Annotated in this window: 11 protein-coding genes and 1 tRNA gene; 9 read left to right on the plus strand and 3 right to left on the minus strand. The window is 45.0% G+C overall.

What is annotated here, in order from left to right; all coding sequences use genetic code 11:
* Positions 1 to 5: 5 nt before the first annotated feature.
* Complete coding sequence (locus VX941_01860) at positions 6 to 458, minus strand: Lrp/AsnC family transcriptional regulator (protein MEE2932151.1); 453 nt, start codon at positions 456 to 458, stop codon at positions 6 to 8.
* Between the two features lie 134 nt (positions 459 to 592).
* On the opposite strand from VX941_01860, the gene VX941_01865 reads away from it, so the two are divergent.
* Positions 593 to 1,222, plus strand: a complete 630-nt coding sequence (locus VX941_01865; GenBank protein MEE2932152.1) for a LysE family transporter — start codon at positions 593 to 595, stop codon at positions 1,220 to 1,222.
* A 54-nt stretch (positions 1,223 to 1,276) separates the two neighbouring features.
* Here the strand turns inward: VX941_01865 and VX941_01870 are convergent, their stop codons facing one another.
* Positions 1,277 to 4,486 (minus strand): hypothetical protein, encoded by a 3,210-nt coding sequence (locus VX941_01870; protein ID MEE2932153.1) that lies wholly within the window; start codon positions 4,484 to 4,486, stop codon positions 1,277 to 1,279.
* 207 nt (positions 4,487 to 4,693) lie between these two features.
* Here VX941_01870 and VX941_01875 point away from each other — a divergent pair, with 207 nt between their 5' ends.
* From VX941_01875 to VX941_01910, 8 genes are read left to right on the plus strand one after another with little or no spacing between them, the layout of a single operon-like run.
* Entirely contained in the window at positions 4,694 to 5,167 is a 474-nt protein-coding gene (locus tag VX941_01875; GenBank protein MEE2932154.1) for an SUF system Fe-S cluster assembly regulator, read from the plus strand.
* Positions 5,158 to 6,612, plus strand: coding sequence for a Fe-S cluster assembly protein SufB (gene sufB, locus VX941_01880; GenBank protein ID MEE2932155.1), 1,455 nt, complete (start codon positions 5,158 to 5,160; stop codon positions 6,610 to 6,612). Before VX941_01875 ends, sufB begins: the two co-directional genes overlap by 10 nt.
* A 32-nt stretch (positions 6,613 to 6,644) precedes the next feature.
* On the plus strand, positions 6,645 to 7,397 hold the full coding sequence (sufC, locus tag VX941_01885; GenBank protein MEE2932156.1) for a Fe-S cluster assembly ATPase SufC: 753 nt from the start codon (positions 6,645 to 6,647) through the stop codon (positions 7,395 to 7,397).
* 18 nt (positions 7,398 to 7,415) lie between these two features.
* Positions 7,416 to 8,726 (plus strand): Fe-S cluster assembly protein SufD, encoded by a 1,311-nt coding sequence (gene sufD / locus VX941_01890; GenBank protein ID MEE2932157.1) that lies wholly within the window; start codon positions 7,416 to 7,418, stop codon positions 8,724 to 8,726.
* Positions 8,719 to 9,966, plus strand: a complete 1,248-nt coding sequence (locus VX941_01895) for a cysteine desulfurase (protein MEE2932158.1) — start codon at positions 8,719 to 8,721, stop codon at positions 9,964 to 9,966. Before sufD ends, VX941_01895 begins: the two co-directional genes overlap by 8 nt.
* A complete protein-coding gene (locus VX941_01900) occupies positions 9,966 to 10,430 on the plus strand; it encodes an SUF system NifU family Fe-S cluster assembly protein (protein MEE2932159.1) in 465 nt (154 codons plus the stop codon). The genes VX941_01895 and VX941_01900 overlap by 1 nt, the downstream gene beginning before the upstream one ends.
* A 60-nt stretch (positions 10,431 to 10,490) precedes the next feature.
* Positions 10,491 to 10,826, plus strand: a complete 336-nt coding sequence (locus tag VX941_01905; protein MEE2932160.1) for a DUF59 domain-containing protein — start codon at positions 10,491 to 10,493, stop codon at positions 10,824 to 10,826.
* Positions 10,827 to 10,836: 10 nt separating this feature from the next.
* On the plus strand, positions 10,837 to 11,196 hold the full coding sequence (locus VX941_01910; protein ID MEE2932161.1) for an iron-sulfur cluster assembly accessory protein: 360 nt from the start codon (positions 10,837 to 10,839) through the stop codon (positions 11,194 to 11,196).
* Between the two features lie 321 nt (positions 11,197 to 11,517).
* Here the strand turns inward: VX941_01910 and VX941_01915 are convergent.
* Positions 11,518 to 11,591 (minus strand) — tRNA-Gly (locus tag VX941_01915).
* Positions 11,592 to 11,678: the final 87 nt, after the last annotated feature.

Below are 11,678 nucleotides of genomic sequence, written 5' to 3' on the forward strand. Positions count from 1 at the left end.
CGTCCTTACTCCCATTCACCTTCCTGAACCCCAAATACCGGCTTTTGCTCTACTACTGACGATAATACAACTGAGCTATCGGCCTGCCCGTATTCCCGAAAGCGCTCAATCAAAGATTTGAGCTCCGCGATAGATGGAGCAGCGAGCTTTATGAGGAAGCACGCTTCACCAGTAATGTGATGGCATTCCAAAACCTGCGGCAATTCTAGTGCCAAACGCGTTACTGCCTGAAACTTTGCGCTTTTACAGCTCAACCGTACAAATGCGGTGATCGGCAAACCTACTGCATTACGCTCTAGCTTTGCATGATAGCCAAGCAGAACTCCAGTGTGTTCTAGGCGGCGAACCCGCTCTGCTACCGCCGGCGGTGATAAATCAACCCGTTTGGCTAAGGCATTAAAGGATAATCGAGCATTAGATACCAGTAGCTTTACAATATGAAATGTTTTTTCATCCATTTTTTACATTTATAAATTATTTGACTTATTTTATTAATTTTTTTTAAAAAAAAGCAAATTTTTTATTTCGATATTGAAACAAAAATTTGTGGTATTAGTCGGCCCAATGTCTTTCCGAAACAAGGAAGCCGAAATTGGATCTTATTCTTTTTTCAAAGGCCATAGGTATTGGGATTGCGATAGCAGCGCCCGTTGGACCTATTGCAGTAATGTGCGTTTACCGAAGTCTCAAACATGGATGGTGGCCGGGCTTCTTCACAGGGCTAGGCGCTGCCGCTGCCGATGCATTATTAGCAGCGATTTCTATTTTTAGCCTATCGGTCGCATTACCGAAGTTGCTTGATCAAACGAACTGGTTTCAACCAGCGTGTGGAATAATTTTAATCATATTGGGCGCATTGATTTATTTAGAAAAACCGATCAATGGTAATAATAAAACCACTGTTTTACAACTGCGTAACCTTGCCGGGAATTGGCTAAGTGCTTTCTTGGTTACAGTATTAAATCCCGCAACAATTTTTGCCTTCATAGCTGTTTTTGGAGGTTTCAAAATTGGAGATATCGCAGTGAACTCTATTCAAAAAATAACAGTCGTCGGTGGCGTTTTTGTAGGTGCGAGCATATGGTGGATCGGGCTCACGACTGCTGCGGCGCGGTTTCGCCGCGGGCTTAACCCAAAAACTATGTCGGCAGTAAATCGTTTGGGTGGAACGGTTGTTGTCGGGTTTGGTATTTTCACCATTATTGATTGGGGAGTTTTTTGAAATGCAAATCAAAGATGTCTGGTTTCAGAACATGATCTCAATATTCAAAGAAAACTATTTGTCATACATTACATCTCTGCCTAATGCCCTGCAAAGCAGTAGATAGAGTTTGCCAACATCGGCAGTCATAAATGTCGAGTGCAAGAGGTGTTCCGGATCAACATCTTCTGCTTCTCGTAATAATGTTTCAAAGTGATCAAAATAGCGCATTACATAACGGCGCATTTCCTCCTCACGTTGAACCTTCTGAGCTATCAATGAAACAGTTGCAGAAGGCTTTTCACCGAGTAATTTGCGGGTGAATATTCCTCGATCACCCTTCACATAGCGCTTCCAATCGGCGTCCGGCACCTCTGTCCGCAGAATTCTAATGAGGTCAACAGCCGTTGAATGCAAGTCTTCAATAATGAATCGAGCCGTTTTTAAAAAAAGATTCCTTCGACCTGAGAGATCTAGCTCTTTCAATTTTTCAGCTTGATCGGCAGCGGCCGCAGCGGCTTCGGTAAGAATTGCAGCATGTTGATCAAAATGTGTGCTTGCTTCAGATGTTTTCAAAACTACAGCATCGGTAGTCTCCAAAAGATTGCTTCGATGATTATCAACTCTCTCAGTTAAAGCGTCTATCTCAAGGCGTGCATCACCTGTCGCCTGCACCAAAGATTGAGTTTGACTTCCCAACATTTCGCCAACCTCTCGCACGCGGACGCTCGCTTCGTCGCCGGCTTCACTTATGCCGCGAGCCTGTTGTCGCAACCCCTCCGTTAAAGTCGCCATACGGGAAGATAATTGATCGGTTGAACCATATAAATTGGTTATTTGCTCCGTGAAAACTTCGCCCACAAGTTGCATCCGTTCTGCCGCTTCTTTAGACGCCCGCATGATCTCTTTGGTTTCATTTTGGAGGGCCTCATTATTATCATTAATCTGCATGCCAGCTTGCAATGATGCTGAGGTGAGCCGCTCAGCTTGAGCATTGAAATGTTCTCCTGCGTCATTCATCAACCTCAATCCCTCCATAAGGGCCGTATTCACTGATGCGGTTTCTTTGTCGAAATTCTGACCTGCCGCACCTAAGGTTTCGGCTACAGTACCCGCTGCCTCCAGCAAACGGGCAACCTGACGCTGCAATACATCGGATATTTCATCGGCTTGTTGTGAAGCTTGCAATGATGACTGCTTTAAAGTCTCAGTATGATGCTGGATTTGCGTATCAATCTGCTGAGACCTTTCATGCAGAAAATTAGCTAGATCCGACAAATATCGACTATCGTTGGCCAGTGCAGCCTTCACCTCACTGGCACGCTCGCCAACATTGGTGGCCGCTTGATTCAGATCATTCGTATTTTCATTTAGCGCTTCCCGAATTTCTTTAACCTTTCCGGTTACATGGTCGGATGCTTGATTTAGTTCAATTCCTCTTTGGCGCATCAGTTCAGCTATTGAGCTAGCTTGGGCTGCAGACCTATCTGCCGCGTCGCGCAAAGTCGCTGCCTGTTGTGTCAAAGTTGCGGCCATCATTTGCGCTTCTGTTACAGACGGCCCAAGAGCTTGGCCGATTTCACCGACACTATCTTTAACAGCAACTGTAATCTCTGAAGCCTTTGCCTGCAAAAGAGCTTCTATCTCTCTGGCTTGTGACGCCGCATGATCGGATGCTCCCCGCAGATCTTGTGCTTGACGATCGAGTGCAGACCGCAGAGCATCTGCGCGATCTACGGCAAGATCGGTTGCCTGACCTAGTGATAGAGTTTGTTCTTGGAACATAGCACTTAGAGCTTGAATTCGTTCGGCAGTTTGATCAGACGCTTTGGTAAGCTGCTCAGATTGCTGATTTACCGTGTCTTGCACTACCTGTGTTTGCTTAGCTATGTGCTCCGCTGTTCCTGACAGATTAATAGCCTGCGTTTTTAGGGCGCCAATCATGTTTTCAGTTTCAACGCTCGACTTTTCCGTAACATTTGCAAGGTTCTGGGACTGTTCGTTGATAACGAAAGTAAGCCGACCAATCTGTTCTTTTGCTTTATCAACTGTTACACCAATCTGCCCAGCATTGTGATTTATTGATTCTCTTAGCCCGTGGCTAAGCAGAGTCACTTGCTGATCTACTTGGTTTTTTAGTTCATCCATTCGATGTTCAGCTGTAGTCAAAACATGATCAACAGCCTTAAACTGTTTTTCGAGCGCAACCTCGAGATGACCGGTAGCATCCGTTGCTTGCCGCGCTAATCCCACCGCCATGCGCTCAATCCGCTCGCCAGTACGGTCAGTCATCGTACCAACGGCAGCCGATTGTTCCTCAAGGGAAGATCTCAATTTCTCGGTCATATGCCCAATTTCCTCATGGAGCTCCTCTGCTATAGAGGCGGCACGTGTCCCAACCTTCTCCGCAACAAGCTTGAGGTCCTCCGCACTTTCCGACAGGTATTTTTCCGCCTCGGCTGCTTGCTGCTCTGCATTGCGGCTAGCTTCCTGCAGATCTTCAGAGTATTGCTCGAACAATACACCAAGACTTTTTGCTTGTTCAGCTGCCCTATCCGATACACCACTCAAATCAGCTGCCTGAATTCTTAAAGCGGCGTTTATATGATCAGAATGCTCAAGAGCTGCTTGGGTAACGCGACCAAGGGCTTCGGCTTGGCCAGACACGGTAGACTCAACTTCGCCTCGCTGTTGGTCAATTTTCTTAACCAAATCTTGCAGTGTTTCAACATCAACCATTAATCTATCACGTATTAGGTGCACTTCCGCTGCAGCCTTATCGCTGGCCTGACCCAACCCAATTGTTTGAGTTTCCATCGCCTCTACTAATTTCGACATGTGTTGCGTCGCGTATTCACTAACTTGTGTTAACTCTTCAGCCTGTTTTTTAAGAAGATCGGAAACTGTTCTGACACGCCCTTCGTGTTCTTCAGCAGGATAACCCAAAAGATCAAGGTGACGGCGTAACATTTCAGTATGAAAGCGAACATCATGAGACCTACGAAAAGATGAAATCCCGGCCCAAAGCATGGCTACCGGCAAAGCAAACCCGGCAAACAGCATGCCCATCTCATGGGGCAAAAGCTGCACAGCAAAGTCCCACCCCAAATGCTCGTGCACATAAAACAAGCAAGTTAAAGCCCAGATCACACTGAGCCCGACTCCAAATCGAAGTATCAATTTCGCTTTGCGTTCTGTTTTTTGTGCCTCGTGTCGCAAATTGGTGAGACTAGGGCCAGATTCGATTTCATTTGCCCGGCGAAGTTTGGTCACATTATCAGCCATGTTTAAATCCTACGCTAAACTGGCAACGCGGGAAAGTAGGTGATTTATTTTTCAAATTATGGGCGGATAAATTTCGACTTCTGACCGTATTTTAACTCCGTTTTTTGTAGTGCCGCGAAAGTGCTTGCAGGGAGCGCTTGAAAACGGTACTGAAACGGTCCAATTTAATTAGAAAGCATGTGTTTTTTTCTACCGAAGAAGTTTTTTATGATTAAGCTGAACCGAATGACTGATTATGCCGTAATGATAATAGTGCACGTCAGTAGAAGCGCAGACATCATCACTACTGCACCAAGTCTGTCCCTAACAACCGGTTTGCCATTACCTACAGTAAGAAAGATTTTGAAAAAGCTTGCTAAAAAACAATTAATAAAGTCTCACCGAGGGGTGAATGGTGGCTACTCGCAACAGCGTCCGCTCAGTCAAATCTCTGTGGCGGAAATGATAGAAGCACTGGATGGTCCAGTTGTTTTAACCGCTTGCGCGGAAGGGGCCGAAGATTCATGCAACGTTGAGTCGCTCTGCCCCGTGCGCGGGGGTTGGGATCGTGTAAACAGGGCAATACGAAATACTTTGGAAGAAATTTCGCTGGAAGAACTGTGTATGCCATCAAAACTGCCTGAAATAGTTAAACCCGCAGATCGGGAAGAGATTAGTGGAGACTTTATCCAATGTCAGTAACCCTAGAAACAGCTGAGGCAGTAAAGAAAATAGGCGACAAGTATGAATTTGGGTTTGTCACCGATATCGAACTTGAAACTGCTCCAAAAGGCCTCAACGAAGACGTTGTGCGTTTTATCTCTGCAAAGAAGAATGAGCCTGAATGGCTTTTGGATTGGCGGTTAAAAGCCTATGCTCACTGGTTGAAAATGCCGGAGCCTAACTGGGCGAAGGTGAATTTTCCCCCGGTCGATTATCAAGATGCCTACTATTATGCGGCCCCGAAAAAAGATGTCGACAAGCCGAATAGTTTAGACGAGGTCGATCCGAAACTTCTCGAGACCTATGAAAAACTTGGCATTCCCCTCAAGGAGCAAGAAATGCTTGCTGGTGTCGCGGTGGACGCTGTCTTTGACAGCGTTTCCGTTGCGACTACCTACAAGGGGAAATTGGAAGAAGAAGGTGTAATTTTTTGCTCCATATCGGAAGCAGTGCAGAAACACCCCGAATTGGTAAAGAAATACCTTGGCTCGGTGATACCTTATGGAGACAACAAACATGCGTGTTTAAATTCAGCAGTGTTTACGGATGGCTCATTCGTATATATACCAAAAGGTGTGCGCTGTCCGATGGAACTCTCTACGTATTTCAGAATAAATGCTGAGAATACTGGTCAGTTCGAACGGACCTTAATTATAGCCGATGAAAGCTCATATGTAAGTTACCTTGAGGGTTGTACGGCCCCAATGCGTGACGAGAACCAACTTCACGCTGCAGTAGTTGAACTTGTAACACTAGATGATGCAGAAATTAAGTATTCTACCGTACAAAATTGGTACCCTGGTGATGAAAATGGGATTGGCGGCATTTATAATTTTGTAACCAAACGTGGGGCCTGCCGCGGTCGTAACTCTAAAATTTCATGGACCCAAGTCGAGACAGGCTCAGCAATAACTTGGAAATACCCGAGCTGCATTCTTGAGGGAGATAATTCTGTTGGCGAATTTTATTCCGTGGCAATAACAAATAATTATCAGCAGGCAGACACGGGCACAAAAATGATCCATCTTGGTAAAAACACCCGGTCTACCATAATAGCGAAAGGCATTGCTGCAGGTAAATCTGATTCCACATACAGAGGGCAAGTCAAAATTATGCCCGGCGGAGATGGGGCCCGCAACTTCACACAGTGCGACAGCCTTCTAATCGGTGATGAATGCGGCGCTCACACAGTTCCCTATATCGAGTCACGTAATCCGGCAGCTCAAATAGAGCATGAGGCCACTACCGCTAAAATTAGCGAAGATCAACTTTTTTATTGCCGTCAACGGGGACTGTCTGATGAGGAAGCTGTAGCGCTCATTATAAATGGGTTTTGTAAAGAAGTGCTCCAGCAGCTGCCGATGGAGTTTGCTGTTGAAGCCCAAAAGCTCGTTGGCATTAGCCTCGAAGGCAGCGTTGGCTAAACTTTGATGCGTAGGACAGGTAGATAACAATCATGCTCGAAATTAAGAACCTTCACGTGTCCATCGACGGCAACGAAATATTGAGGGGCATCAACCTAAAAATAGAGGCTGGCAAAACATACGCAATAATGGGTCCCAACGGATCCGGAAAGAGTACGCTCTCATACGTATTGGCTGGCAGTGATAAATACAAAATCACCAACGGGACCGTATCTTTTAATGGGAAAGATCTTCTTGAAATGGATCCGGAGCAACGCGCTGGGGAAGGCCTATTCCTTGGGTTCCAATATCCAGTTGAGATTCCGGGTGTAGCTACTTCGACTTTTCTTAAAACAGCGCTGAATGCGGTAAGAAAATATCGCGGCGAAGACGAACTAGATGCGATGCAATTTTTGAAACTCGTTCGTAAGAAAGCAGAAGAAATTGCGATGTCTGATGAAATGCTTAAGCGGCCCGTCAACGTTGGATTTTCCGGTGGCGAAAAAAAACGCAACGAAGTGTTACAACTTGCTATGCTTGAGCCAAAGCTAGCGGTGCTAGACGAAACAGATTCGGGGCTCGACATAGATGCCCTAAGAACAGTCGCAGACGGGGTAAATAGGCTGCGAAACCCCAAACGTTCGATGCTGGTAATTACGCATTATCAGAGGCTATTAAATTATATCGTGCCTGATGTGATCCATGTTTTAGTGAACGGAAGGATTGTTGCCACAGGTGCGAAGGATCTGGCAATTGAACTAGAAAAATCAGGCTACAGCATGTTCACCGATAACCAAGCTGCATAACTCATAAGCGCTTTTCAAATGGTAGTGAAACAAAACACAGCCCGCGATCTCGCAAAGCAATATGGTGAGATACACAGGCAACTTCCGGGAAGCCATCTGAATTGGCTAAAGGCACTACGCGAACACAGCCTCAACGTTTTTGACGAATTAGGTCTGCCGACGGTTCGAGATGAGCGCTGGAAATATACCAACCTAAACAAAATCCGGCAGGAAAATTTTGTGCCAGCTTCTTATGTCTCTTCCAATGAAAAAATTACTCTATCATTGCAAAAATTTTCCCAGATCGACGCCTACAAGTTTGTTTTAATAAACGGGTCATTGATTAAATCGTTATCGGATATTGATGACTTGCCAAAAGGGTTAGAGTTGAAATCCATTGATGAAATTGGCGAAGATAAGCTGTCCAGACTTATAGATTTTGAACGCACCCCAATGGCTGCATTGAACACTGCAGCATTTACAGACGCATTATGTTTAAACATTTGTGAGAGCGCACGTATAGACAAACCTATTCATTTGATTTCGTTAACTGAACCGTCAGCTAAGCCTGTAGTCTTCCACCCTCGCTTTATGATAAACGCCGGTCAAAATAGCAAAGTAACCTTATTTGAAAGTCATTTTGGCGCTCAAAATAATAACTATTTTAGTAATTGCGTAGCAGAAATCGAACTTAGCTCAAATGCAACCGTGCATCATTACAAAATACAGAATGACCATAAAGAGGCCATTCATATTGCTGCTACGGAAGTAAGGCTTGCAGATGGCTCTAATTACGAAAATTTTATTGTTACCATTGGGGCGAAGCTTTCGCGTAATGAAGTTAACGCAAAAATCATTGGCAGTAATGCTGATTGTCGTTTGTTGGGCATATATCTATTAAATGGCAACCAACATGGAGATCACACAACATCCATAGACCATGCTGCACCAAATAGCACGTCCCACGAAATATACAAGGGAGTTCTCGATGATAAAGCCCGCGGTGTCTTTCAGGGCAAAATTTTGGTTCGTAAAGAAAGCCAGAGAACTAGCGGTTACCAGCTTAATCAAGCACTTCTTCTGTCGAAAGGCACGGAAGTGGACTCTAAACCAGAACTAGAAATTTATGCCGATGATGTCAAATGCTCACACGGTGCCACCGCCGGCGAACTCGATGAGGACGCATTATTTTACTTGCGGGCGCGCGGCATTAATGAAGTGGTTGCCCGAAACCTTCTTATCGAGGCTTTCATCAAATCTGCAATAGATGAAATCTCTAATCCCTTAATCCAAAAAACTTTGAGTGAGACAATTTCTACTTGGCTGTCCACAGGAAAATGTAATGACTGATATTTCTAATCGTCCGTCAAAGACTTACGACGTAGAAAAAATCCGTTCGGACTTCCCGATTCTGGGAACGGAGGTGCACGGACAACCGTTTGCATTTCTTGATAGCGCCGCCTCAGCACAGAAACCCCGCCAAGTGATAGATGCCATAAGTGCCGTATATGACTCTGGGTACGCTAATGTTCACAGGGGAGCCTATCAGCTCAGTGAGGTTGTTACCGACAATTACGAGGGTGCTCGGGACAAGGTGCAGGAATTTCTCAATGCTGAGTATCGCGGTGAAATTATTTTCACACGAAATGCAACCGAAGCAATAAACCTAGTTGCCAGTAGTTATGCACGAAGCAGACTGAATTGTGGAGACGAGATAATAATTACTGAGATGGAGCACCATTCCAACATCGTGCCTTGGCAATTGTTGAAAGCAGAAAAAGACTTAGTACTGAAAGTGGTACCGATAACAGATTCCGGAGAGTTGCGAATGGATGTTTTCGAGAAACTTTTAAGTGAACGCACGAAGCTAGTATCATTTCCCCATATATCAAACGTGTTGGGCACAGTACTTCCAGTGAAACGCATTACAGAGCTCGCCCATTCCGCTGGCGCAGCCGTATTAATCGACGGGTGTCAGGCGGTGATGCATGAGTCTGTCGATGTTCAAAATTTGGATTGCGACTTTTATGCTTTCTCGGGACACAAGCTCTATGGGCCATCTGGTATTGGAGTGCTGTATGGTAAAAAAGAACTTCTAGATGCCATGCCCCCATATATGGGCGGCGGAGACATGATTAACACCGTTACTTTTGAAGAAAGCACATGGGCCGATCTTCCAGCAAAATTTGAAGCTGGGACGCCAGCTATTGCGCAGGCGATTGGCCTGGGCGCTGCGATCGACTATATAAATAATATCGGCCTTGTAGCGATTGCCAGGCATGAAAATGATCTTCTTAATTATACAACTTCTAGGCTAAATGCTATCGACGGACTTAGAATCATTGGGACTGCATCAAATAAGGTTAGCGTAATCTCAATGATCCTTGATTGTGCGCACCCCCATGACATGGCCACAATTTTAGATAGGTCAGGAGTTGCTATTCGCGCTGGCCACCATTGTGCCCAACCGTTGATGGATCGTCTAGGGCTTCCAGCAACTGCACGCGCCTCTTTTGGTCTTTACAATAATCAAAATGATGCTGACCAGCTATGCCAGGCATTAGAAACGGTACAGGAGATTTTTAGCTGATGCTAGACGAGCTTCGCGAACTCTATCAGGAAGTAATTTTAGACCATGGGAAAAACCCCCGTAACTTCCGTCGCCCCGAAAAGCCCGAGCGCGAGGCTGCTGGTAAAAATCCCCTCTGTGGTGATCAAGTCGTTGTCTACGTTGACGTTGATAAAAACGAATGTATCGTTGATGTAAGTTTCCTTGGTAAAGGATGTGCAATATCAATCGCATCTGCCTCAATGATGACGGAGATAGTTAAGGGCAAATCAATTACTGAGGCGAAAACCTTATTCGATGATTTCAGGAAGATGTGCACAACTGACGATTTTAATCTTGAAAGTGAAGATGGCGATGAGGAGATTGAGCGTCTACAGGTTCTTTCTGGAGTTCGACAGTTTCCTGTTCGTGTTAAATGTGCCACACTGGCGTGGCATGCTCTAGATGCGGCAGTTCACGGAGTAGAAGAAATATCCACGGAGTAGGATATGGACAATCATAAAGAATTATCAGATTTTCTGCCTGGAGGATCCGATTTTAAAGCTATGTCTGGATCGCCAGTAGAGGCGGGAGTGCCTTTAGCCTCGGAAGCAGATCTGGTCGCAGCACTAAAGACCGTATTTGATCCTGAAATACCGGTTGATATATTTGAGTTGGGCTTAATATATAGCTATGACATTAATCAAGATGGATCGGTTGAGGTCATGATGAGTTTAACAGCCCCGGGTTGTCCTGTTGCTGGGGAAATGCCTAAGATGGTAGCCGATGCAGTTGCAAGCGTTAAAGGATTTGGAGAAGTAACGGTCCAACTTGTCTGGGACCCACCATGGACCAAAGAACGAATGACAGAAGCAGCGAAATTAGCTTTGGATATGTGGTAGATAGAATAAAATGACGGAAGTAGGTGAAGACATGCCAACATCACAATTAATGACACTAACTGAAACTGCGGCAGAGCGTGTAAAAATTTTGATTGCACAAGCTGACAAACCTATAAAAGGACTTCGTGTTGGTATTAAGACACAGGGCTGTTCCGGCATGTCATATTTCGTCGAGTATGCCGAAGAACAGAAAAAGTTTGAGGAAATCGTCCAAGATAAAGGTGTTACGATATTCATTGACCCAGCTGCAACTATGTTTCTTATTGGGTCAGAAATGGATTATCAGGAGGACAAATTCACTTCCGGTTTTGTGTTCAGTAATCCCAACGAGAAGGGTCGTTGCGGTTGTGGGGAATCTTTTCACGTCTAATACAACGGGCCTTTTAGCAGCATTGTTGCTCGATACTATTTTCTCGGCTGCTCGCAGCGCTGAGCCGCTTGGCTAAAAGATTTTTAGTTGGAAGTGTACTACTGTAACCCCTTCGCCTCATATCTGAAAACATTATCTGGATTGACGGGAAGTCTCTTTTAGCCCAATAGCAGAAAATTTTCTGAAAGGCTTTGATCACAAACGCTTAGATATAGTTTTGTACCGCAACAAACGGTCTAACTACAGAGCGGTTATTATTAATATACTTATTCTATAACTTATTTGGGCCTATCAATAACAAAATAAAAAATGATAAATTTTTGGAGCGGATAGTGGGAATCGAACCCACTCGTTCAGCTTGGGAAGCTGACAGGCTACCATTACATCATACCCGCAATTAGTTTAGTTTATACGGTACAGAAAAAATGGTTGCAATCGCGCCGCTTGCGTGAAAACTCCTAATTTGTAATTGGTCACTTTAA

Source organism: Pseudomonadota bacterium (assembly GCA_036339585.1).
Taxonomy (GTDB): Bacteria; Pseudomonadota; Alphaproteobacteria; order UBA8366; family UBA8366; genus UBA8366.